At 43.2% G+C, this 25,577-nt stretch carries 20 protein-coding genes and 1 pseudogene; 1 reads left to right on the top strand and 20 read right to left on the bottom strand.

The window, feature by feature from the left end; all coding sequences use genetic code 11:
• The first annotated feature begins 58 nt into the window (after window positions 1-58).
• Complete coding sequence (locus tag ACIQXP_RS24405) at window positions 59-346, top strand: sensor histidine kinase (RefSeq protein ID WP_363737018.1); 288 nt, start codon at window positions 59-61, stop codon at window positions 344-346.
• Between the two features lie 148 nt (window positions 347-494).
• Here ACIQXP_RS24405 and ACIQXP_RS24410 read toward each other — a convergent pair whose 3' ends face one another.
• From ACIQXP_RS24410 to ACIQXP_RS24505, 20 genes and pseudogenes are all read right to left on the bottom strand, one after another.
• Entirely contained in the window at window positions 495-3,032 is a 2,538-nt protein-coding gene (locus ACIQXP_RS24410; protein WP_387508482.1) for a heavy metal translocating P-type ATPase, read from the bottom strand.
• Window positions 3,033-3,044: 12 nt separating this feature from the next.
• Window positions 3,045-5,828 (bottom strand): multicopper oxidase domain-containing protein, encoded by a 2,784-nt coding sequence (locus ACIQXP_RS24415; protein WP_387508484.1) that lies wholly within the window; start codon window positions 5,826-5,828, stop codon window positions 3,045-3,047.
• A gap of 12 nt (window positions 5,829-5,840) precedes the next feature.
• The gene (locus ACIQXP_RS24420; RefSeq protein ID WP_387508486.1) at window positions 5,841-6,317 is read right to left on the bottom strand and encodes a heme-binding domain-containing protein; all 477 of its coding nucleotides are present in this window, start codon (window positions 6,315-6,317) and stop codon (window positions 5,841-5,843) included.
• 7 nt (window positions 6,318-6,324) lie between these two features.
• Window positions 6,325-6,897, bottom strand: coding sequence for a DUF3347 domain-containing protein (locus tag ACIQXP_RS24425; RefSeq protein ID WP_187593157.1), 573 nt, complete (start codon window positions 6,895-6,897; stop codon window positions 6,325-6,327).
• A gap of 117 nt (window positions 6,898-7,014) precedes the next feature.
• Window positions 7,015-7,503 carry a DUF3347 domain-containing protein gene (locus ACIQXP_RS24430; protein ID WP_387508488.1) on the bottom strand — a complete coding sequence of 163 codons (489 nt, stop codon included), beginning with the start codon at window positions 7,501-7,503 and terminating at the stop codon, window positions 7,015-7,017.
• Window positions 7,504-7,611: 108 nt separating this feature from the next.
• Window positions 7,612-8,049: a hypothetical protein gene (locus ACIQXP_RS24435; protein ID WP_387508490.1), complete on the bottom strand. Its 438-nt coding sequence runs from the start codon at window positions 8,047-8,049 to the stop codon at window positions 7,612-7,614.
• 286 nt (window positions 8,050-8,335) lie between these two features.
• The gene (locus tag ACIQXP_RS24440) at window positions 8,336-9,550 is read right to left on the bottom strand and encodes an efflux RND transporter periplasmic adaptor subunit (protein WP_387508491.1); all 1,215 of its coding nucleotides are present in this window, start codon (window positions 9,548-9,550) and stop codon (window positions 8,336-8,338) included.
• Complete coding sequence (locus ACIQXP_RS24445; protein WP_387508493.1) at window positions 9,543-10,811, bottom strand: heavy metal-binding domain-containing protein; 1,269 nt, start codon at window positions 10,809-10,811, stop codon at window positions 9,543-9,545. The genes ACIQXP_RS24440 and ACIQXP_RS24445 overlap by 8 nt, the downstream gene beginning before the upstream one ends.
• Entirely contained in the window at window positions 10,786-12,021 is a 1,236-nt protein-coding gene (locus ACIQXP_RS24450) for a TolC family protein (protein WP_387508495.1), read from the bottom strand. Before ACIQXP_RS24450 ends, ACIQXP_RS24445 begins: the two co-directional genes overlap by 26 nt.
• Before the next feature lie 4 nt (window positions 12,022-12,025).
• Window positions 12,026-13,918 (bottom strand): efflux RND transporter permease subunit, encoded by a 1,893-nt coding sequence (locus tag ACIQXP_RS24455; protein WP_039474440.1) that lies wholly within the window; start codon window positions 13,916-13,918, stop codon window positions 12,026-12,028.
• Entirely contained in the window at window positions 13,915-15,189 is a 1,275-nt protein-coding gene (locus ACIQXP_RS24460; RefSeq protein ID WP_039474443.1) for an efflux RND transporter permease subunit, read from the bottom strand. The genes ACIQXP_RS24455 and ACIQXP_RS24460 overlap by 4 nt, the downstream gene beginning before the upstream one ends.
• Before the next feature lie 46 nt (window positions 15,190-15,235).
• Complete coding sequence (locus ACIQXP_RS24465; protein ID WP_387508498.1) at window positions 15,236-15,484, bottom strand: heavy metal-binding domain-containing protein; 249 nt, start codon at window positions 15,482-15,484, stop codon at window positions 15,236-15,238.
• Window positions 15,485-15,617: 133 nt separating this feature from the next.
• Window positions 15,618-16,001: an HYC_CC_PP family protein gene (locus tag ACIQXP_RS24470; protein WP_400454296.1), complete on the bottom strand. Its 384-nt coding sequence runs from the start codon at window positions 15,999-16,001 to the stop codon at window positions 15,618-15,620.
• Window positions 16,002-16,351: 350 nt separating this feature from the next.
• On the bottom strand, window positions 16,352-17,584 hold the full coding sequence (locus tag ACIQXP_RS24475; RefSeq protein WP_387508502.1) for an MFS transporter: 1,233 nt from the start codon (window positions 17,582-17,584) through the stop codon (window positions 16,352-16,354).
• Window positions 17,584-18,744 (bottom strand): efflux RND transporter periplasmic adaptor subunit, encoded by a 1,161-nt coding sequence (locus ACIQXP_RS24480; RefSeq protein ID WP_387508504.1) that lies wholly within the window; start codon window positions 18,742-18,744, stop codon window positions 17,584-17,586. Before ACIQXP_RS24480 ends, ACIQXP_RS24475 begins: the two co-directional genes overlap by 1 nt.
• 17 nt (window positions 18,745-18,761) lie before the next feature.
• Window positions 18,762-23,147, bottom strand: coding sequence for a CusA/CzcA family heavy metal efflux RND transporter (locus ACIQXP_RS24485; protein ID WP_387508506.1), 4,386 nt, complete (start codon window positions 23,145-23,147; stop codon window positions 18,762-18,764).
• 85 nt (window positions 23,148-23,232) lie between these two features.
• Window positions 23,233-23,604, bottom strand: coding sequence for a hypothetical protein (locus ACIQXP_RS24490; protein ID WP_387508508.1), 372 nt, complete (start codon window positions 23,602-23,604; stop codon window positions 23,233-23,235).
• Window positions 23,605-23,652: 48 nt separating this feature from the next.
• On the bottom strand, window positions 23,653-24,339 hold the full coding sequence (locus tag ACIQXP_RS24495; protein WP_387508510.1) for an HAD-IC family P-type ATPase: 687 nt from the start codon (window positions 24,337-24,339) through the stop codon (window positions 23,653-23,655).
• 197 nt (window positions 24,340-24,536) lie between these two features.
• Window positions 24,537-24,899, bottom strand: a complete 363-nt coding sequence (locus ACIQXP_RS24500; RefSeq protein ID WP_387508512.1) for a response regulator — start codon at window positions 24,897-24,899, stop codon at window positions 24,537-24,539.
• Between the two features lie 165 nt (window positions 24,900-25,064).
• Window positions 25,065-25,577: pseudogene (locus tag ACIQXP_RS24505) on the bottom strand (carboxypeptidase-like regulatory domain-containing protein); the annotation flags it as partial.

Raw genomic sequence — 25,577 nt, forward strand, 5'->3', positions numbered from 1 at the left:
GGTCTCTTTGCTTTGGCGGACCTTATCAAATTAACTCGGCAAAGGGGGGCTTTTTAAAGTGGCGAAGAGGGGTCAATTTGAAGCGGTTTATCCAGTAAAAGAAAACTTATGGGAAATTTCTGTTACGAATAACGGCATACCGATCCCAAAAGAGGCAATGGCTCACCTTTTCCATCCATTCTATAGAAAAGATGAACGATCAAGCCAGAATGGCCTTGGACTGGGATTATATATTGCCTCTGAAATAGCAAAAGCCCACAACGGAACTTTGACGGTAACATCCGACGAAGAGCAAACCTGTTTTACTTTCAGTGCTCCGCTGCAACTCAAAACCCACATAGAATAGCTATTTCAAAATACCGCCTTAATGCGCATCTTATTTTGTAAATATTTTGATAAAAACAATAAAATATTTTTGGCATGTCAACTAATTACTCAATAACATCCGTTAGTTACAGCATCTATCTTTTTTTCTTTACGGCCTGAAAAAAGCATCAGTCGATTTTTGCTTTTCTCAATCTCAGGGAATTCAAGATCACAGAAACTGAGCTAAAGCTCATCGCGAGTGCAGCGATCATGGGAGATAGTAAAATCCCAAAAAAAGGATATAAAACACCTGCTGCTACCGGAATGCCCAATATATTGTATCCCAGGGCAAAAAACAGGTTTCCTTTTATATTGGCCATAACCTTGTGACTCAATAACCTCGCTTTTGCGATCCCATTTAAATCACCCTTTACGAGTGTGATGGCTGCGCTCTGGATGGCTACATCCGTTCCCGTGCCCATCGCAATGCCGATATCAGCCTGAGAAAGTGCAGGTGCATCATTGATGCCATCGCCTGCCATGGCTACCTTTTTGCCTTCATTCTGTAGTTTTCTTATTTCATTGAGCTTATCCTCCGGCAGCATCTGAGCCTTAAAACCGTCCAATCTCAAGGTTTCGCTTACTGCCCTTGCTGTATCCTCATTATCACCTGTAAACATGATGACCTCGATTCCCTCATTTTGGAGTTTTCGGATTGCATCTGCACTGGAAGGCTTGATCTTATCAGAAATCACAACAAATCCGACAGCTCTATTTCCTACAGCTAAATAAGAAACGGTTTTACCCTGCTTTTGAGCGGTCCTAACCTGTCCCTCTAATTCAGGATCAATTGTCGCTTTAATATGTTCCATTAATTTTTGGTTCCCTAAAGCCAGTTTTTCAGCCTCCAAACTGCCCATTACTCCCTTTCCCGTGATCGCCTCAAAGTTTGATACGGGTTTAATATCAATCTTGTTTTCCTGCCCATAACGCAGGGTTGCCTGAGCTAATGGATGTTCGCTGCTGTTGTTCAAAGCCACAATTTTTTCAAGAACATCCCGCTCTGTAAGATTCGGATCTGCACTGACCACCTTTTCTACCGAAGGTTTACCTTCGGTTACCGTACCAGTCTTATCGATGACCACTACATCAATCGCATTCATTTTCTCAAGGGACTCGGCATTCTTGATCAGTATACCAGACTGAGCACCCTTACCTACTCCGACCATTACCGACATTGGGGTGGCGAGGCCCAGCGCACATGGACATGCAATAATCAATACCGCGATTGCATTTACAAAAGCATAAACGTAGGCTGGATCGGGGCCGTATACAGCCCATACCACGAACGTTACAATAGAAATCAATACCACAACAGGCACGAAATAACCTGAGATTTTATCCGCCATTTTTTGGATGGGCGCTTTTGAGCGGCTGGCCGAATTTACCATTTCGATAATCTGCGCCAAAAGCGTTTCTGAACCCACCTTCTCGGCAAGCATCACAAAGGTTTTATTTCCATTGATAGTGCCCGAACTTACCTTTTCCCCAATATTCTTCTCCACGGGAACGGGTTCACCTGAAATCATGGATTCATCAATAATAGCTTCCCCGGTCTTAATACTACCATCCACCGGAATTTTTTCACCTGGCTTTACCCTCAACAGATCTCCTTTATGGATGTCATCAATAGATACTGATATTTCCTTATCCCCAACCACTTTTGTTGCTGTATTCGGGGCTAGCTTCAGCAGCTCCTTAATGGCGCTGTTGGTTTTGCCATGTGCCCTGGCTTCCAAAAGCTGGCCAAGCAATACCAATGTCAGGATCACGGTCGCCGCCTCAAAATAAACAAAAACGGTACCATGATGTGTTTTAAACTGATCAGGAAAAACTCCAGGGAATAGAAGGGCAACAATACTGAAGCCCCAGGCTACCCCGGCACCAATCCCAATCAATGTAAACATGTTCAGTTTCCAGGTAATGATGGATTGCCATGCACGCTGAAAGAACATCCAGGTTGCATAAAAGATCACCGGAATAGAAAGAAAAAACTGAACCCAGTTCCAGTATTTAAGCTCCAATAGATCAAACAAAGGATTGCTGGGAATCATTTCCGTCATGGCAATAACAAAAATGGGTATGGTAAAACCTGCTGCTATCTTGAACTTTTTGAGCAGGGTATTATAAGTTTTATCTTCTTCTTCAAGGTTTGTCCCTGTAGGTACCAGGTCCATTCCGCAGAGCGGACATGATCCTGGTTTGTCCCTGATAATCTCGGGATGCATGGGGCAGGTAAACTGAGATGCCTGTTTCTTGGCAGGATGTTTTATCAGGTCCATCCCGCATACAGGGCAATGACCTGGCTTATCATAAGTCTTCTGACCTTCACAGTGCATAGGACAATAAAACAGGCCTCCCTCTTCATTTTTATCATCATTTTGAGCCGCGGGACTTTGCTCATTGGCTGAATGATCCTGATTATGATGTTCTGACGAATTTAGAACATGTTTTTTCTGAACTGCCATTTCAATACCATAATGTCCGGCGGCAGAAAGAGCCTCCTGCAGCTTTTCCATGGGGACATGTTCTTGCATAGTTATGACGGCTTCAGCAGGTTCAAGGGTTACCTGTGCAGAAACGCCATCAATCGCATTCAGCACATTTTCAACTTTGCTCCGACAGCCCTGACAGCTCATTCCGGTTATTTTATAGGTGTGTTCCATGTTTTTGATTTGTTAGTAGCTTAATGTCAATCCGGCGCCATAGCCCATATCACTGTCGTAATGTGTTGAAAGCCCAAAGTACTTCGTAACGATGTACCTGAATCCAGCCATATATTCCTTATCGGTATTGACCATAAACTGGAAGCGCAGTCTTTTGGAAACAGGGATATCTTCCCTCATCAGCTGAAACCTGACATTCCCCTTGTGATCGAGGGAAGCATCTGCAACGATCAGCAGCGGTAGGGTATATTGAACTCCCAAATGAAATACCTGCCTGAAATTTTTGGTATTTCCCTGCCCGAAAAGATTGTTTCCCGGCGAAAGTGATTGCCCGAAAACATTCTTGTCCAAGGGATCAACCGTTCTTTTTCTAAAATCCCATCCGACATAGGGCAATAGCCATTGGTTTCGCCCGATATATCTTCCAAAATGACTTTCACTTTCATAGCCCATTTCCTTGTCAAACCCAATCCGCCATTCAGTGGTAAAGCGGTAACGGGTATTGGCGAGCATAACCTCACCATCACTTCCGTTTGTTTCAATCCCGATCCGTGCCATTGGATGAAATGCCCTGTCATCACTGAAAAGTTTGCGCTGTGCCAGCTTGGGGTCCGGAATTTCTGGATTAGGCGGAGAATTCTCATAACTGAATACCCTTCCCATACCGCTCATCATATGGTAGAGAATATGGCAGTGGAAAAACCAGTCGCCTCCTGGCTCTGTTGCTGCAAATTCAAGGGTATCCCGCTCCATGGGCATGATGTCGATAATGTTCTTCATTGGGGCATATTCTCCCTGCCGGTTAATTACCCTGAAGTCATGGCCGTGAAGGTGCATAGGATGGCGCATCATACTGTTGTTGTAAAGGATTATCCTAACATTTTCGCCCTTTTTTATCAGTATCTTATCGCTTTCAGAAACGGTTTTGTTATCCAGCGTCCAGACGTAACGGTTCATATTTCCCGTAAGGTCAAACTTGAGTTCCTTCCATGGGCCTTTTGGCAGGGTTGTTTTCTTTGGATCTCGAAGCATATTATAGTTCAGAGTAACGATATCGGCGGTTTCTGCCTCCATATTCATACCTGCCATGGTCTTGTCACCAGACATCTGCATACCCGGCATCCCCTTCATTTTTTTCTCTGTTTTCGGATTTTCTTCACCGGTTACCTCCGGGTACATCACCGTATTCATATCCATAACCTGGTTCTGCATCTTCATGCCTTCCATCTGTACCATATTGCCGCTCATATCCATCATATCGTTCATCATCTTCATTCCGGCAAAATATTTCAGTTTGGGCATTTTCTCTGCATGCACCTTTTCTCCCTTGCCCAGCCATAGCGATGCTGATCCCGTACGGTCTTCAGGAGTGACCAAAAATTCATAGCTCTTATTTTCCGGAATCGTGACCACTACATCATAGGTTTCGGAAACCGCTATAATCAGCCTGTCGACCTCTACAGGCTCCACATCATTTCCATCAGTCGCCACAACGGTAATCTTGCCCCCTGCATATTTAAGCCAGAAATAATCTGAGGCACCCCCATTTGCAATACGCAGCCTTACCTTGTCCCCAGCCTTGAACTGCGGCTGTTCGTTCTGATTTTTCCCATTGATGAGAAAGGCTTCATAATACACATCGCTCACATCCATGGCATTCATGCGCTTCCATTCATTGGCTACCTTTGTTTTAAAATGTCCGGTCCTGATCGCTTCTGCATAACTCTGGGTAGTCCCTTTTTTGATGGCAAACCAGTCGTTGGCATTTTTTAGGCTTCTATGAACCTCCTCGGGCTTCATATCTGTCCATTCGCTAATGACTACTGGAAGGGTTGGAATATCCCACTCCGTCCGTTTGTTCATGATAAAAGCCCCATACATACCTATCTGTTCCTGAAGGCCGCTGTGGCTGTGGTACCAGTGCGTTCCATGCTGGACGATGGGGAACTTATAGATGTAAGTAGCGTGCGGTTTGATCGGCATTTGGGTCAGAAAAGGAACACCGTCCATCTTGTTCGGAAGAAAAAGTCCGTGCCAGTGCAGCGCGGTTTCCTCGTCAAGATTATTATGCACGTAGATCAGTGCGGTATCGCCTTGCGTAAAGGTCAGTGTCGGCATAGGAATCTGTCCGTTTACCGCAATTGCCCGCTTTGATTTTTTTCCATAAGTTACCGTTGTATCGGCTATGTAAAGATCATAACGCACGGTGCGTGGTGGAAATTTATTCGAAACGGTTCTAATCGGGCCCAAATTAGCCTTTGCAGTTTTGATATTTTCCATGTCAGAACTGCTATCATCCATTGCCATGCCCGCCATATCACCCATATCCTCACTCTTTTTGGAACTTTCCTTTATTTCCCCATTCTTCTCAGGGTTAGCCTTGGGCTTTTCCTTAACAAGCTTCATCCCACATTTGGGACAGTTGCCAGGTTTGGAATCATGGATCTCGGGGTGCATTGGGCAGGTATAGGTTACTGATTCTGGTTTCGGCTTACTTTCCAATTTTTCTGCCGGCATTTTCATGACTTCCATAGCCCCCTTTTTTGCTTCCTGTTTCTTATTGAGCAGATCAGCTGTCTTTGCCTTATCCGCTTTACCTTTCTGCAGGATAAGCTTCATTCCGCACTTTGGACAGTTCCCGGGTTTTTTCGATTGTATTTCCGGGTGCATCACGCAAGTATAGATTACCCTGGACTGACCAGCACTGCCGTTCTTGTCCATTTTCATTCCCTTCATATCCTGGGCGGAAACCACAGAATAGAGTATCAATAAAAAGACTGTTAAAATATTTTTCATTTCTTTGTTAATTTAAAGAGCAGTGAGATTCTTTCTGTTCAAACTATCCCTTGAATTCTTTACCCACTTTATGAGTATCGACTTTTCCCTCGGATCTAATATTGCATTTCTGTGGATCAGGATATAAGAAAAAAGCGGCATTGTACCATCTTTTAAGCTATTTTCTATGGCCCGCAGTTTGTTCTGACGCCTTCGCAAGGTATAGCCGGCGAATTCATTAAAGTTCAGCTCCTCTTTTCCCGATCGTATGTGACTGTTAAGGTACCAGTGAAGCGGCTGAACATAGGCATACCATGGATATTCCGTGTTGTTGCTATGACAGTCATAACATGATTTTTTAAGTATACCCTGTACATCATCAGGCACAGGAACAAGTGTGGATATATCCTGAGGCATAACCTGCACGCTTTTATTGCGTGCAGGCTGTAAGATCTGCATAAGCAGGAAGATAACTAATAGCCCAAGAAAGATTTTCTTTATGCCCGTCATTTTTGTGCTATTTCAGTTCTTCCTTAACAGTACCACAGGTCGGCATCGTTTTTCCCAGGTAAGGGTTTTTGATCTCCTTTATCTCACTCACCCACATCGCACCCTTGTTGTTGTTGTACATGGGACAACGGTCAACATACAGGGGCTTGTCAGCGCCAAGGAGCCTGATCATATCGTACATGTCTTTGCTCAGCATATCGAAATGCTCTCGTTGATGGGCAATATTGCCTGCATTGGAACCGATATGCTCTGCGTGCTCTTTGGCATCATCCCGAATATCGCTATATGCACTGGCCTGCTCCGAAGTCAATGATTTTTCATCAAAACTGGCGAACGCTGCGACCATTTCACTGCCTGCGGCAGCAGCTTGTTTATCATCGTCCGTGGTAAGGGCATTTTTCAGTTTCAGATAGCCGGATAAAAGCGCAGCCGTTTGGGATTTTTTTACCTTATTGGTTTCCCTAGAAACATTTTTGGTCGTGGAATCCGCTACAGCAGAATCTTGCTTTTCATGTTTGCCATTTGTACAGGCGGCAAGGAAAAATAGTGGGCCCAGAAGGCTATATATTAATGTTTTCATTGTTATTGATATATTTTGAATAAATTATTTCGAGCTGTATGTAGAATATATGCACACAGCTATATTGAACGGACCAAAACATCTCAATGCTAAATGTCCGTTCAATAACAATATGAATTATTTGATAGTCTCTTTTACTGCACCACAGGTCAGCATCTGCTTACCGAAATAAGGGTTTTTGATGCCAGCGTTATCAGAAAGCCAATAGCTCTTTTTCATCGGACAGTAGGCATAATAAACAGGCGCTTTGGTGAGTTTAACCGCTTTCGCCAGTTTAAAAAGATTGGCAGAAAAAGTTGCGAAATGTTCTCTCTGATGGGCAATATCCTTACTCTCCGATATGTGTTTGGCATCAAAGGCAAGCTTATCCTTCAAACCCATAAATATATTCCTATCGGCTTCTGCCATTGATTTCATGTCCATATTGACCAACTCTTTGGAAAACTCAGCGGCTTTTGAGGCGGCGACTGTAGCATCTGCATTTATCAATGCATTTTTGATATCGTAATAAGAAGTTAAAAGTGACTGTGTCTGGCTATTTTGCGCAAGGATGCGGCCAGTGAAAACGATTGCCAATAGGGCAACTAGAAGAAATATTTTTTTCATGATTTTAAGATTAAATGTTTACACTATTTCCGCAGGAGTTTTGTCCGCGCGAAAGTTAGGCACCATGTCAATGTAACACGGGCTCTATTGGTAATTCGTGGTGAAATCTTATATCTGAAAGCTATTGATGGTTATCCGGATGTCCCTATTGGGTGGCCGCTCCCGCTGTCCGGCGTAAACACTCTTTTTGAGAACCAGTTTGACAGAAGCAATTAAAAAATTGTAATGATAATCTGGAAGCAACAGAACAGGTAGGATAACCTGGTTTTTAACGCTTTGGGGAACAAGCTTCCCCTGAACCACAAGGTCGTTGACCAGAGTCTTGCAACAGGGTTCTTCTTTTGAAAGATTCGGTCCATTTGAAGCGCTGTGTTTATGCACATGTGCCCCTTTATGCTGATGATCATGTTTGTGATTATTCTTTTTAGAGGAAACATGTACATCACTTTCTCCATGATTATCTCTTTCCATTCCAACTGCACAGGCAAAGCCAACAACAGTGTTGAGCAGAAAAATCACTAAAAGAAAGATGGCTTTGGTTTTCATCAGACTACAAATCTATATAAAGATGCGAAATTAAATTTATATAATTTTCCATATCTTTTATATAATTATATTAGAAAATCATCTCAAATTTCTGACATTGAACTTGTTTCAATATTTTTTGGCCCCTCGAAAAGTAATTTCGTTTCGCCGACTCCGAGCTGTCAAATGCTGAATTTGCTTTTCACCAAAGTCCAGACAGTATTTAGCGCAATCAAGTTACATACTATGCCAAATTTTACTTACCATGGGTATTTATCCATAAGATATGACGAACAAAATCATAACCTTACCCTCCATTTTTAAATACCAATTCGCTCTCTAACATATAAGCTCCGCCTGTTACCACGACCTCACCGGGCGAAATACCGGATACTACCTGCACATATCCCTGATTCCCTGCTCCGGTATTGATTTTTCTTTCAGAAAAACTTCCATCACTATTTTTAACCCATACCTTATTGCCTTTACCTGTTGCAAGTATTGAAGATGCCGGTACGGCAACATTATTCTGTTTTCCATTATCAATAGCTATATATGCCAACATTCCGGGCCTGATCAGCCCTTGTGTATTTGGGATTGCGATCCTGATCAGCACGACCTTGGAATCATCTGATAGTTCAGGATTTATGAATTCGATCTTTCCCTTAATAACCTGCCCGTTCAGGTCCGGAAAAGAGACATTGACCATATCATTTTCTTTATAGTTCCCGCTTTCGCTCGCGTATAACTGCGCCTCGATCCATAGACTGTTCAGCGCCTGTGTTTTTAATATAGTCATCCCCTCAGTTACGTAATCACCTTCGTGGACTGCTATATCGCTTACCGTTCCATTGATCTTACTGTATATGGTAGCTGTGGCCGATGTCCTAGATAAAGAAGAAAGATTTCTGATCTGGGCGGCATTCAGCCCCCATAATAATAGTTTGTGCTCCGCCGTACTGATCAGCGCATCATAATCTACATCAGGATTATTTAATACCTTCTGCTGCTGCCGGGCCAAAAGGTATTCTTTTTCAGCTGATAAGAGGTCTTCACTATAAATAGAATACACTGCCTGACCCATTGTTATTTTTTCTCCAACAGACCTTACAAATAAACGCTGTATCCGTCCGGCTATTCTTGCACTGATCTCTTCTGCCCTGCTTTCATCTGTAACAACTGTTCCGGTCAGAAGTTTTTCGCCCCCTGTATTTTCTTTCCTTACCGTATCAACAGTTATGCCGGCTAACTGGATCTGGCTTGCGGTTAATGTTATTTTTTTCGTGGCTGAATTCCCTGAACCTGTAAGCTCAACTTTGATCAGCTTCATACCACAGATCGGACAGTTGCCTGGATGGTCTTCATGTATCTGTGGATGCATCGAACAGGTATAGTAAAATTTGCTTTTTACTTTTACCACCGGCTGTACTTTTTGTTTGCAGCTGTTAAATATACTTACTGATAGCACCACAAACAGCAAGACACAGATCCTTTTCAGGTTAATTCTTTTTATATTATTCATGACCCTTTGTTTTGATGAAACTCTCACTGTCTGTTAAATACCCTGCATCTACTGCTAGGGTATCGGTTGCGGAAAGGCCTCTTGTTATCTGTATTTCGTTTCCATTGAAAGTCCCAACATTTACGCTGTGTGCATAGTATGAGCTGCCTTTTTTTAACCAGATTATTTTTGTCTGCCCAAGATCCTGCAGAGCAGACCTCGGTATCCAAAGCCCTTTGGATTTTCCCGTCTCTATCGAGGCATTGATTAAACTGTTTACCTTCAGCTGATGTTCCATATTGTCCAGGTAAACCCTAGCGCTAACTGTCTTGTCACCTTGCTGAAGGGTAGGTTCAATAAAATCTACTTTCCCATTTAGCGTTTTACCTGGCAGATCCGGCAGGGTAATCTTAACCGGTTGATTTAACTGTAAGCTGGCCAGTGAATTTCTGTCAATTTTGATAATGGCCCACAGCCTGTGGGGATCAACAACGTTGAACAGCGTCTGTCCTTTTTCCACATACATTCCTTCTTTTATAGCAAGGGGCATGTTACGGCTGAAGTCAGGCCTCTGGTCTGAACCCACTGGCCCCGCCATCTGGCTATGTGCAGCATCATGGACATGTCCTTCGTAGGCACTGTATACCGGTAGGCTATAAAATGCTTTGCCCGTTCTGACTACCTGTTCAACCTGGACAGCTGTCATTCCCAGCAGCAATAGTTTTTGTTTAGCAGCCCTGAGCAGCTCGGTTTCGCCTGAAGAATTCTTTGTGATATAGATCAGGTCCTGTTGAGCGGTTACCATATCTGCACTATATATATCGAAGATCCGCTGTCCGGGATGGATTTTCTGAAAGGCGAATTTGATGTACATCTTTTCGATGCGTCCGGAATAACGCGAGGCGATATTGTTGAACGTCCGGGTATCAAAATCCAGATAGCCTTCTGCAGAGACCTGCGTGGCCACTTCTTTTTCCTGGGGCAAGGCAAAAGCCACCGAGGAGATCACCGTACTGTTAACAGGCTCCAAAACTGTACTCAAGCTGATGCCGGAACCTTCGCTGGCCTGACCAGATTTTTTCACCAATGTCATCCTGCAGATCGGACAATTGCCAGGGTGATCCTCCAATATCTGTGGATGCATCGGACAGGTATATTGTATAGCGGTTTTGGATTGAGCCTGGACCGGTGCCTGTTTTGGATTGGAACAGGCGGCGATCAGCAACGTACCAAAAAGAATGGCCGGTAATATGATCCTAATGCATTTCATTTTCTTTTTCATAAGCTACCTGTATTGATAATATTTCACCTAAGCGCTCTAAAGCGTCCATCCTGGCTGTCTGCAGACTTTTTATGCTTTCCAGTACCGGTAGCAGTTCACCGGTATTCTGTTCATAGGCCAGGAGCGATGTTTTATAACTGTTCTGCAGGGCGGGAATAATGTTCTGCCGGTAGTTTTTCAACTGCCTGGATTTACCTGTCCATGCAGCCTTCAGTCCAGCCAGCTCTCCTTCTGCCTGGTTGAGGAGCGAAGTCTTGCGCTCGCGCTGCTGATCGATTTCGTATTGATTGCCCTTCAGGTTTGCTTTATAGCTTTTGGAAGACCAGGGTGCAATCGGAATGGTAATGGAACCCATTAAAATGTACTGGTTGGGCATCCCGCCATAACTGAACATATGTCCCGCCTGCAGCCCGAAGTCGGGTTTACGTTTACTGTATTCTACTTTGGCATTAAGCTGTTGCAGTTCTATACTGCGATCAATCCCCCTGATATCGCTCCGTACCGATGCAAGTGTAGCCGTATCGGTCACTGTAGCCGCATAATCCCTGACCACAAGGTTGGTGTCGATAATAAAATCCTGCTGTTTGTTACGGTTCATCAGGGTATTGAGCAGGATATTTTTCTGTCTGATTTCACTCTTAATTTCTTCCCGGCTATTGTCCAGTTGAAACAGTTCAGCTTTGGTCTTATATATATTATCCAGTTTTTCCTTTCCATAGGTAAGCCGGATATTGGAAGCCTTTAACATGTATTCCAATAACCCAGTGGTGTTATCCAAAAGTGTCAGTTTCTTTTCCAGGATTGCACGCTCAAAATAGTACTGTTTGGCCTGTGCGTTCAACTGGTTGTTCATGTATTTCTTTTCTTCGGCGGTAACCCTGGATACGCTTTTCATGTAGTTTTCCTTTGCGCGGAGCTTGGCCGGGTTGGTGAACATCTGTTCGGCAGTAACCATAAAGGAACCGCCATCGGGCTTAAGCTGATAAGGCGTCTGGTACTGTCCTGCGCTCAGCTTTGGGGCATCCAGGCTTCTGGCAGAGCCCGCGTAGGCATTCTGCGCATTGATCTGCGCGTCGTAAGTCCGCAATAAGGGGTTGGCCGCAACCCTTGCCAGCACGCTGTCCAATGATAGGTATTCCTGCTGTGCCTTAACCGTTAAGCTAAGGGTACACAACAATAGGCCGTATATTATTCGATGATTTATTTTCATGGCTTTATTCTTTTACGTCCAGCACTTCCAGTTTGCCATACTTCCTGAGTTCGTGCTCTTTGACCATTAGAAAAATGAGTGGGGTAACAAGGAGTATATGCGTTGAAGAGGTTAATACACCGCCAATCATGGGAAGCACGATCGGCAGCATCACGTCACTTCCTGTCCCTGTAGCCCATAATACCGGAACCAGACCAAATAGGGCGACGCAGACAGTCATCAGTTTTGGGCGCAGCCGCTTTACCGCGCCGTTCATCACATAGGTCCGCAGGTCTTCTTTACTGATTGTTTCGCTGGAATTACCTTTCTCCGCGACCAGCCGCTGCATGGCATCATTGAGGTATATGACCATCACGATCCCCGTTTCAACGGCAATACCGAACAGGGCAATAAAACCTACTGCAACAGCAACAGATAAATGCACACCAAAAAAATAAACCATATATGCCCCGCCGATCAGGGCAAAGGGGATAGAGATAAGACTGAAGAAGGCTTCCCTTATCGAATGAAAAGCAAAATACAGGCAGGCGAAAATGATCAGCAGCACAATGGGCATAACGAGCTTCAACGTACGTTCGGCACGGATCAGGTTCTCGTACTGTCCGCTCCATTCTATAAAATATCCCTTGGGCAGGGTTTTCGCCATACCGTTCAGTTTATCCTGCGCTTCTTTGACTGTACTGCCCAGATCACGGCCACGTACATTAAAGAGTACCGTTCCGCGCAGCAGTGCGTTTTCTGACTGGATCATCGCCGGCCCGTCACTGATGGTAATATGGGCAACCGAAGATAGCGGGACAGGCCCGAATGATGGGGTCTGCACCAGTGTGCGCCTGATCTCATCCAGGCTGCTCCGATAATCCTGTGCCAGCCTTAGGTTTACGCTGAAGCGCCTCCGGCCCTCAATGGTTGGCGTAACGTTCATGCCGCCCAGGGCACTTTCTACCACCTGGTTTACATCGTCTACACTGAGTCCATATCTTCCTATTGCTTCCTTATCAACCTGTATATCCAAGTAGCGCCCGCCGGTAATCGGATCCACATATAGATCCTTGACCCCGTTCAGTCCCTGTAGTGCCTGCTTCATCCTGCCGGATAAAGCGTAGAGGGTATCCAGGTTCTGCCCATAAACTTTTAAACCTACGTCGGTACGGATACCGGTAGAGAGCATATTGATGCGGTTGATGATCGGTTGGGTCCATCCGTTTACCACCCCGGGGATCTGAAGCTTCGCATTGAGTTCATTTATGATGTCTTCTTTTTTAATGCCCTTGCGCCATTCGCTCCTGGGCTTTAGAAGAACAATCGTTTCTACCATACTGATTGGAGAATTATCCGTGGCTGTATTTGCCCTGCCGGCTTTGCCCAGTACATTTTTGACTTCGGGTACACTTTTAATGATCCTGTCCTGTACCTGCAATAACTGTTTGGCCTGCGAATTGGAAATATCGGGCAGGGTTACCGGCATAAACAGGATCGATCCTTCGTCAAGCGGGGGCATAAATTCACTGCCCAGACTGAGCAGCAATGGGACACTGATCAGAAGTGCAATGATATTGATCCCGATTGTTGTCTTCCTCCATTTCATGCACCAGCTGAGGATGGGCTGATAGATTTTTTCAAGGGTTCGGTTCAATGGGTTATGCGCGTCAGTCCTTAGCTTTCCCTTTAGAAAAAACGAGATCAGCACGGGTGCCAGTGTTACTGCCAGAACAGCATCTATGGCCAGTATAAATGTCTTTGTCCATGCCAGCGGGCCAAACAGCTTGCCTTCCTGCCCTTCGAGCAAAAATACCGGCAGAAAAGAAGCGACAATGATCAGGGTTGAGAAAAAGACACCCCGGCCAACCTGTTTGCAGGAGGCTTCTATAATTTTGATTCTTTCGGATGTGGTCATAACGTTTCTTCTTCTTGTGCAATGGATAGGTTGCGGTGTGAATTTTCGACCATGACAATGCCGTTGTCTACAATAACGCCTATGGCAAGTGCAATACCGGTCAGGGACATAATGTTGGAGCTGATGCCAAATGCATTGAGTAGGATAAAGCTTGCTGCGATGGTAATGGGTATCTGGATGATGATGCTCAGGGCACTTCTCCAACTGAACAGAAACAGGATGACAATAATGGATACGGTGATCATCTCCTCGATCAGTGTATGCTTTACCGAGCTGATGGCGCTTTCGATCAGTTCACTCCTGTCGTAAGCAATCTTAAACTTTACACCTGAAGGCAGTCCGCGCTCGATCTCCTTCATCTTGTCCTTGACCGCGTGGATAACCTGGTCTGCGTTTTCGCCATAACGCATCACCACGATCCCCCCAACGGCCTCACCTGTGCCGTTCTCATCAAAGATGCCCAGGCGCAGGTCTCCGCCCATCTGAACGGTGGCAATATCGCGTACCCTGACAGGAACACTTTTTATCGTGCCGATCGAGATATCCTCAACATCCTTCAGGCTTTTGATATAACCGAGGCCACGGACAATGTAGCCGGTTCCGTTCATTTCAAACTTGCGGCCACCGACATCGTTGTTGTTGCTCTTGACGGCCTTAAGTACCTGGGATAAAGGAATGTTATAGTAATTGAGTTTATGTGGGTCAATATTGATCTGGTACTGTTTTTCAAACCCTCCGAAGGAAGCGATTTCACTTACGCCGGGAACCGTCTGCAGGCCGAGCTTGATATACCAGTCCTGGAGTGCGCGCTGCTCGCCAAGATCTATGCCCCTCGCATCAAGGGTATACCAAAGCACATGCCCAACCCCAGTTCCATCAGGGCCAAGTGTTGGCGTAATACCTTCAGGCAATAAACGTTGTGCATAGTTTAGCCGTTCAAGCACACGGCTCCGTGCCCAGTAGACATCTACCTTATCATCAAAAACAATATAAACAAAGCTCATCCCGAACATGGATGTAGCACGGACCGCCTTGACCCTGGGAATGCCCTGAAGGTTGCTCACCAAGGGATAGGTCACCTGGTCTTCCATGATCTGGGGACTCCGGCCCTGCCATTCGGTAAAAACGATTACCTGGTTTTCCGAAAGATCGGGTATGGCATCGATTGGGTTTTCGCGGATGGCATAACTGCCCCATGCAAATAAGGCTATTGCGACCAGCAGGACAATATACCTGTTCTTTAAGGACAGGGAAATAAGTTGATTGATCATCTTAATTATAATTGGCCCGGAACACGCCGTTCCGGGCATGATGAACTTACATTTTCATTTTACCTGTTTGCTTTTTAGGCGCTTCCCTTTTTACGAGCGTCATGCCGCATTTGGGACATTTCCCGGGTTTGTCGCTTAAAACTTCTGGGTGCATCGTGCAGGTGTACTGCACTTTCGGGGCAACAGCCTTTTTTGTTTTTACTGTACCCTGTTTAGTGGGCTTGGCGGGAGTCTGCGCAAATAGGGAGATACCGGAAAACAGCATGGCAAATGCCACGAAAACTAATTTTTTCATTTGTTGGAATTTTAGGAATTGAATAATGGCATAGAGCCAAACAATGACCTACGCGTGATTTATAATTAAGAAAATTGATTAAAAAGGAAATGCTCCGCAATCTTCTCCAGATAGGAAAAGGCAGAAAAGAGAATTAAATCCGGTAAGTGCAGTTGAGGATATAGATCGGTGTTTCGGGCTGCCCGGGCGGGGCGTTGGCCTGATAAGACTGAACGACAGCACGCTCAGTAAAAAGATTTACATGTGAAAACCGGATCGGTTCGGGAAGTAGGGCAGGCATTGGAGCATCCAGTATGAGCACGTCAGCACTGAAATGGGTATCCTTTATCTTTAAATTCTGTCTTTCGTTCTTACAGCAGTTATCCTTTGTTTTGGACTGAACATCGTTCTGGTCCGGTAAGGCAAGGATAAGTTTTACCGAAGCCAGTCTTCCACAGCAATAAAAACGGTTTACAGCCATCCCCAAAGAGGATAGCATATAGATCATTGTTATTATCAGGACTGCCGTGCGTTTCACAAATCTAATATAAGTATAATGCTAATGTAATTACAAAATATTCTTTCCTTGTTACATTATTACGAAAATATGTTATATAATTATTGGATTCTCCGCCAATATAATTAACCACAATTCATTTAATTAATCTGAGTTTTGGACAAGCTCAAAACCAATAGCGATGAAGGTAAACACCACTAGAAAGAAGATGGCTTTGCGTTTCATGACTATGCACAGCATAAAAATGCAGAAATAAGTGTAAATAATTCTGGGCTTTTTTCACATATTTATTCATTTATCATAAAGCTCGTCTATTTAAAAAGCTAATAGATGAGTTTATGATATCCGGTTTTATTAGTTGATTATAGAATCTATTGCTTATTTAATTTTTGAGTAAAAAGAACAGCAATCACCAATATCCCCAATGAAATGATGCCGCCATAAAAGAAATCATTTCTTGGAAAATGGCTTCCGGTGAATCCGGCAATGGGATAAGCAATCACCCACCATAAGTGGGAAAAGGCAAAATGGGATCCGAATACTTTCCCTTGCTCATCTGAAGCTATATCTTCCCCTATCAAGGTTTCGGAGGGCATTTCGGCTAAGCTTTGGCCTAATCCTGCAAGAAGCCAAAAAATCAGCAAAACAGCGTAACTGACATAATTTGCTCCAGTGATAGCCAATCCAAGCAGCAATACGCCAATTATTAACGATGCACGCCTACTTTTTGACTTGTCCAGATTGCCCGCAACAAAAGCTGCTACGGTTGCACCGATACCAAAGGCAGCCATTGCCCAGCCATATTGTTTATCACCTAGTAAAAGTCCATTTTTTATATGGCCTATGGTATTGACTAAGATCTGTGCCCCTGCAATTGCAGAAATAAATTCAATGGCTAGGGCAAATCGGATCAGCTTATTTCCGAAGAGCAATTTTGCTCCTTTAACAACATCTGCCCATGCAGATAATGGCTTCTTTGATATTAAACGAACGGGTCTGCTGATCTGTTGAGCTGGAAGCATGAGGATCAAGATACCTGCAAGAATAAACGATGCAGCATCCACAAAGAATATATCCCTTGCTCCAAACCACACGGCAATAATACCTGCAAGGCCTGGCCCAAGTACCCCCAGCAATTGAAATGTAGCTATAGATAGCCCAATGGCCTGCCGGTAATTCTTCTGGTCAACTACTTGTGGAATTATGGATTTATAAGTAGGCGTAAAAAAAGCATTAAACACATTTAAAAGAAAAACCAGTACATATATCTGCCATTCTACATTTACAAAAGGCAGACAGCAAATGATTCCCATTCTGATAAAATGCGTGATATATAATATTTTTTTCCGGTCGACCCGATCCGCTAATACTCCGGCAAAGGGAGAAAAAATGATGAAGGCAATCACTCTGAGTGTTAATGCTGAGGCTAGAATTACAGCTGAATTTCCCTTACCAAACTGATAGGACAACAACGCAAGTCCTACCCAAGTAAAAGCATCACCCAGCAAACTGATGGTTTGTGCGAAGTACAGGGTAGCAAATGCCTTATCCCTTAGTGCTTGAAAAGGCTCCTTTAACACCGTTATGAGTTTTGCCTGCGTCATTATTCCTCTACATTTTTCATTGCCGAGAGCAAGGTGTAAGCCCCTTTAAGTACGACAGCGGAGTTGCGGTCGAAATTCTCTGGCAATATGACCTCTGTGTACCCTTCCTGTTCAATACCTTTTTTTACCGGGATCATCTTAAATATAAATCCTTTTGTCTCCGAAGAAGAAGTCTGAATGAAGATATAGTCCATACCATCAGATTGCACGATAGACTCATTGGGTAGGGACGGAACAGTCTGATTTGTCGTTTCAATCATTGCCTTAGCGTACATGCCCGGGAAAAGACTTGTATTTCCGCCATCAAGCAAATGACAATGAACAGGCACCGTTCCCTCAGTACCAGTCGATTTTCCGATTAAAAAAACTCGGGCATTACGGTTGTATCCCGTTTCATTTGCCAACGCAAATTTTATGGATTGGCCCACCTTAATTTTAGCGGCATCCTTTTCGTAAACGTTCAATGCAAGGTGCATTTCACTTTTATTGGCCAGTTCAAAGATTACATCAGTTGGATTAACATATTTTCCTGTAGTTGCGTTGCTGAGGGTTACATATCCGTTAATGGGGGAATACAAATTGCTGGTTTTAGAAATCTTTCCAGATTGAAGGCTCCTCGCATTGATCCCAATTAGGGATAGTTTTTGCTCTAATCCACTCATTCTGGCCTGGATCATTTTATACTCAGAATTTACCTGCTGGAAAGTTTTTGCCGAGTTTACATCTTCTTTTCTAAGCTGTTCCTGTCTCTTGTATTCCAGTGCCAGGAACTCAAAACGGCTTTTGCTTTCCAGATATTCCTGTTGAATGTCGATAAATTCAGGATTTTCAATGATGGCAATCACTTGTCCTTTGTGGATCTGTTGACCCAATAACAAACCGGAACTTTTGATATACCCGCCTAAAGGAGCAGATATAGAAACCATATTTTCTGGTGCGACGTCAATAGCACCATTGGCCTTGATGACATCACTCAATGAGCGCATTTCCAATTTACCGGTTTGCAGGGCAGCCAGGTTATACTGATCTTTAGATAAGATTACTTCATTACCAGGTTTAGCGGTAGCCTCTTCCTTATTTTCTTCTTTGGCAGCCTGATTACAGGCCGTTAGGGTGAAAAGTGACAGCATGAAAGCTGCGATAAAATTTAGTGTTTTCATTTTGCTATTTCCTGTTTTTACTTCTTACCGATGATATTTTCTATATCCAATAGATTCTGGTTGTAAGCAAATAGCTCGTCCAGATAATCAGATTTAATTTTAATGGCCAGTGCCAGACTTTGAAGGTATTGCAGGTAAGCGATTTCACCTCCCCTAAACCCGGCATCCGCATTTTTAATGATCAGATCAGCTTGTTTTAAAGCACCTTGTTCATAGTAGTCCAGTGTGCTGGCATGCTTTTGATTCTGCTCCAAAAGCTGACTAAAATTGCCCTTCAAAATACTTTGCTGATCCTGTAAATTCGCAGATGCAATCTGCTGGTTTACTTTAGCTGCATTTACTTTTGCCTTATTTCCCCCTGGCAGCAAGGGAATACCAATACCTATCTGAAAGCCACTGAAACGGTCCGATCCGGCATAGTTCTGTGTAGCTCCATTAAAGTTCTGTATCCCATTGAAAGACTGGCTAAAATACCCGACCGAAAAATCAGGCAGTCCCTTTGCTTTTTGGAGACGGGTTTCCTGTTGTTTTACCTTTACCTCCTGTTTTAAAGAATTCAGGTAAGGATTGTCTGAAAGCATTACACTGTCCTGTGCAGAGATAAAAGGCTTTCTCTGAAGTTTATTTTCAAGAACAATAACCTGCCGGTTCGTGTTGAGCAGGGTTTGCAGTTCCTTTTCAGCGATATGAATATCTGCTTCAACTTGTCGCTGTGCATTTTTAAGTTCCATTGACTGGGTTTCCGAGGTTACCTTTTCCAATCGGTTACTTTCTCCTGTACGGTAACGCAGATCACTGGCCTTTAACAGATTGGTATACAGGCTATCCTGGTAGTGGATCAGGTTCTTCTTTTCTCCAAGATATACCAGCTTATAGTAGACACTTTTAACCTTGTTAATCAGCACCAATACCTGTACATCAAATTGCCCCTGCGCCATTGTTACCTGTTCTGCTGCCAATTTGGACTGCTGAGAATAAACGGTAGGAAATTCGATTTTTTGGTTAATACTGATATGGTTATCCCTTGCATTACTGTTGATCTGTCCCTGCTGATAGATCACATTAGTACGTTCAAGCGCGAGGCTTCCTTTTTTGAGTTCCTTTTGATAATCAACTCCAAAGGCTGCCGCCTTAATGCTGTTATTATTTTTTAAGGCAAGATCAATCGCTTGTTGAAGACTTAACTTTTCGGGCTTACTGGTTTGAGCAAATGTTCCCGAAGGCATCAACAAAACAGATGACAATACCAGAACAACCAGTATGTTCAGCGCAGTATTTGATTTAGGTTTGTTAAATTTTTTCTCAAAAAAGATGTATAACACCGGAAGCACCAAAAGGGTAAGCAATGTAGCGGTTAACAATCCACCAATCACCACGGTAGCTAAAGGACGCTGAATTTCTGCTCCTGAGGAATTAGAAATGGCCATAGGTAGAAAGCCCAATGAAGCAACTGCTGCCGTCATGAGTACCGGACGCAACCTGATTTTAGTTCCTATAAGCACTCTTTCATTTATATCAGTCATTCCTTCTTCTTTTAATCGGTTGAATTCTGAAATCAGCACAATTCCATTTAAGACTGCGACACCAAAGAGTGCAATAAAACCAACACCTGCAGAAATACTGAAAGGCATATCCCTGATCAGCAAGGCAAAGACACCACCAATAGCGGAAAGCGGGATGGCGGTAAAGATCAATAAGGTCTGTTTCATAGAATTAAAAGTGAAATAGAGCAGACAAAGGATCAGTAATAAAGCTACCGGAAGTGCAAACGCCAATCTTTTATTTGCTGCCTGAAGGTTTTCAAATTGGCCGCCATAGGTAACATAGTAACCAGCGGGGAACTTTATCTTTTGATCAATTTTGGTTTGGATCTCTTTTACAATACTGGCCACATCACGGTCACGAACATTAAAGCCAACAGTAATCCTTCGCTTGGTATCATCACGCTGGATTTGATTTGGTCCATTTTTAAATTCCACTGACGCTACTTCTTCCAAAGGGATTTGCTTACCCATAGGTGTAGAAATGTACAGTCCACGGACATTCCCAATATCCTGCCTATCTTGCTTATCCAACCTCACAACCATATCAAAGCGCTTTTCCCCCTCATAAACCAATCCTGCGGTTTCGCCAGCAAATGCAGTCTTAATTGTCCGGTTAATCTCTTCAATATTTAAGCCGTACTGCGCAATTTTATCACGGTTAAACTTGATCTGTATTTGTGGCAGTCCCGTTACTTCTTCTACATAGGTATCATAAACGCCTTCAATTGGCTTTATGAGTTTCCCAATCTTTGAAGCCTCGCCTGTCAACACATCAAGGTCTTCACCATAAATTTTTAACACTACATCCTGTTTAGCTCCGGTGATCAGCTCGTTAAAGCGCATTTGAATAGGCTGCTGAAATCCAAAGGTTGCACCTGATATTACAGAGAGCGCTTTTTGCATGGTATCAGCAAGCTCATCTCGCGTTTTGGCAGTAGTCCATTCGCCCTTTTCCTTCAGGATTACCATCATATCGCCTGCTTCAATTGGCATGGGGTCCGTAGGAATTTCTCCCGATCCGATCTTATTTACCACCTGCTTTACTTCCGGGAAACCGAGGATGATCTTTTGTGCTTTACGGGACACCTCGATCATCTGGTCAATTGAACTTCCTGTCAATACCCGTGTTTCCACTGCGAAATCCCCTTCATCCAGCTGAGGGATAAACTCACCGCCCAAACGGTTAAAGATGATGATACTGACTACAAAAAGCACAACTGCGGCGATGACCACAATTGCTTTGTGCTGGATAGCGCTCTTAATCAGTGGGCTGTAAAGTTTCTGGAAATAATCCATCATTCTGTCCGAAAAATTACGCTTATGGCTGCTATTCTTGCTCAAACCCAAAGCAGCCATCATAGGTACATAGGTAAGAGAAAGGATAAATGCCCCCAAAATGGCAAACATTACAGTTTCTGCCATTGGCCTGAACATCTTACCCTCAATACCTACCAGTACCAACAGCGGCAGGTAAACAATCAAAATGATGATCTCTCCAAACGCGGCGCTATTCCTAATTTTGGATGAGGCCTGATAGACCTCTTCATCCATTTGCTGTTGACTGAGGCGGGCGATTCCCTTAGCGGCAAAGTTTCCAATTGCAATCCGGTGGACAATACTTTCGACAATAATCACTGCCCCATCTACAATGAGCCCGAAATCTATGGCTCCAAGGCTCATTAAATTGCCGGAAACCCCAAAAAGGTTCATCATACAGATGGCAAATAACATTGATAAGGGAATAACAGATGCTACAACCAAGCCTGCCCGCAAATTCCCCAGAAATAAAATCAAAATGAAGACCACAATCAAGGCTCCTTCAATCAGATTTTTAGATACGGTACCAATAGCATTATCTACGAGTTTTTTACGATCGAGAAAAGGTTCAATAGTAACACCTTCTGGTAAGGTCTTTTTGATCTGTTCAATTCTTTCTTTGACATTATTGATCACTTCAGAGGAATTGGCGCCTTTCAGCATCATCACAATACCGGTAACGGTTTCTCCCTGGGCATTACGGGTGGCGGCGCCATAACGCACACTGTTTCCAAACTGAACGGTAGCCACATCACGGATCAGTACAGGGGTTCCGTTATTGGTTTTGATTACGATCTTGCCAATATCTTCCAAACCACCAACCAGACCTTCACTTCGGATAAAGTAGGCATTGGGTGATTTATTGATATAAGCACCACCAGTGTTCTGGTTGTTGGTTTCCAGTGCTTTGAAGATGTCGGCAATACTCACATTTACACTACGCAACCGGTCTGGGTTTACAGCAATTTCATACTGTTTAACGAAACCGCCAAAGCCGCTGACCTCGGCAACTCCGGGAGTCCCTAATAGCTGACGTTTCACGATCCAGTCTTGAATTGTGCGTAACTCCGTGGCATCGTATTTTTTTTCATAACCCTTTTTAGGGTGCACCACATATTGGTATATTTCTCCAAGCCCCGTAGTCACGGGAGCCATTTCCGGTTTCCCAACACCTTCTGGAATTTGTTTGGCAGCATCATTTAGGCGCTCACTGATCTGCTGACGTGCCCAGTAGATGTCTATATCTTCTTTAAAGACGACAGTAACTATAGAGAGGCCAAAACGCGAAAAGGAACGGATTTGACTAATACCGGGAATGCTGGCCATCGTTTGCTCTACCGGAAAAGTAATTAACCTTTCGGCTTCCTGGGCGGCCAGATTTGGGGTGACAGTGATGACCATCACCTGATTATCTGTAATATCAGGTACGGCATCAATAGGTAATCGGGTAATGGAATAAGTACCCCATGCGATCAATGCAAGGGTAAATAAACCAATAACGAGCTTATTCTTAATAGAAAATTCTATGATCTTATTGAGCATTTTGAAAGTTTATTGTAAAAAATCAGAAAAAGAGATTGCATAGGCAATCCTGTTCATTTACTTCAACAGCAAATAATTCCGGTATTTAACAATAAACAGGTGGGCCTCTTAGTGAGGCGGCATCTATAGGGAATAGCGCCGGGGGATGCTCAGGTGGTGGTGTACAATACTGTTGAACAATTACAATGGGTTCCTGTGTAAAATTATACAGCACCAAAACCAAATTTACAGGTACACTGACATCTAAGTGCTGTAAATCCAGTTTCTGAACAAAGTCACCATCAAGTTTTACATTATCAAAAGGGGTCGCTGAGCGGTCTTCATGATGATCCTGATGATCATGGTGATTTCCGGCATACTCTGCTGCTTCTTCATCATGATGGTGCGAAATGAGGTTATGAGCCAATAAAAGGCTGAACGCAAAGCCAATAAAAACACGGGCAATCCATAATCTCATTTTACAAATATATACTTAACTGTTAGAAATCCTGTGCAATTGTATAAATTATCTCAATAACCGGAGCCCGCTCAAAATAACAAGTACCGTGCTTCCTTCATGACCTACAACGCCTTCGGGAAGATTGATCATTCCTCCAATAAAATTTAAGGTGACCAATGTAAGTGCTACAGCGATCGCAAATGCGATATTTTGTTTAATTACCCTTTCTGTCCTTCGGCCAAATCCGATGGCGAACGGTATGTTTTCAATATTGTCCTTCATTAAGATAACATCAGATGTTTCAATAGCAATATCTGTACCACCACTACCGATAGCTATTCCAACTGAAGCCGTCGCCAATGCAGGAGCATCATTGACACCATCACCTACCATAGCAACTTTACCATATAGATTTTCAAGCTTTTGCACAACTTCCACTTTTTGCTGAGGCATTAACTCTGAATAAACATCTTCAATTCCTGCCTGTTGTGCTATGGCCATTGCCGTAGTATTGCTGTCTCCGGTTAACATGGCTGTTCTAATTCCCATGTCATGAAGTTCACTTATTATTTTCTTTGCCCAGGGCCTTATTTTATCCTGAATGGTCATCAGACCTATCAACTGCTTACCCGCGGCAATAAAAATCACGGTTTGCCCTTCCGCTTCAAATTGCGATGCGGTTTCCTCCTGTGCCTGGTCAATAGAAATACCGGAAAGCATATTTCTAAAACCTTTAAAAGTGTATTTGGGCAAACTGCATCACAATTTAAAAATGGCAATTTTAATTGCTGACATTGCATTCTTTAAATGATAAACCAATTTGATTGGCCGCATCAAACCAATTTCGGAATACCACAAACAAAAGGCTTATCAGAAATAATTGTTATTTATTTTTGGTGAAGAAGGGATTAATAGCTTTTTGTTTTCCAAAATTCTGATTCGCTAATAAATTAATCTTCGACATTACGTTTTACTACATCAATCATGTGGTCAATATCAAAAGGTTTTTGAATGTAGTCGTCTGCTTTACATGCTTCTGCCTGTTCCGGTAGTTTATCTGATGTTGAAGTTAAAATAACAGGTACATCTTCAGTTTCAGGATCTGCTTTTAAATCTTTAACAACCTCAGATCCCCTAGCTTCCCCTTTAATGTGCTCATCGATTACAATTACATCAGGATCAATTTTATCAATATTTTTAATAGGTTCTGTTGTTAGAGATGAGGTGACATTAAACCCTTCTTCCTCCAAAACCTGATCCATAATGTTTAAGATATCTTCATTATCCTGAACAAGCACAACTTTTTTCTTCATAAATACAATCAATCCATCAAAGATACAAACATCTTGGCTATAGAACGAAAACGTATAGGATATCAATTGTCAATATCCAGCTCCCAAACGATCAGATATTTTCAACGAAACTAGATTTCAATTCTGTAGAAATACTGAAATCTTGTAATAGGAGCGGAATGTTTATTAAAGGTCAGTACCAATGGTAAAGCGAAGACCTAGTGAGCTTACACCTCCGTGATCAAGATAACCAAACCGTTTAATGAGATCTAAGCGGAGTACTTTAAAGATATTTCCAACACCAACACCTAACTCTGCATAAGGTGTTTTTCCCAAAGGGAATGTTAAGGGATTTCCAGCCAGTGTTCTGGGAAAACGTAGCAGTTCTGGATGTAAAGTTGGATTGTTCTCGTCTCGCAAACCGCCATAAATCACTTTGGCAGACACAAATTCCCTCAATTTTAATTTTTTAATTAAGGGAACTTCATTGAGCAGGAAGCCTCCAAATGCATGTGTTAAGTTTAGGCCAACATAATGGTCGGCAACAAACTCCAGAAAATTCATATTGTTGTAGGCATTTTTATCGTAAAGATAGGTTTGGTTAGCCGGCAAAATAGATAACAATGGAAAAGGCAGTCGACCTAAAGTCGTACCACCAAGAAGTGTAATATCCGAATAACCTAATTGAGATAAATAAAA

It is taken from the genome of Pedobacter suwonensis, assembly GCF_044762335.1.
GTDB lineage: Bacteria > Bacteroidota > Bacteroidia > Sphingobacteriales > Sphingobacteriaceae > Pedobacter.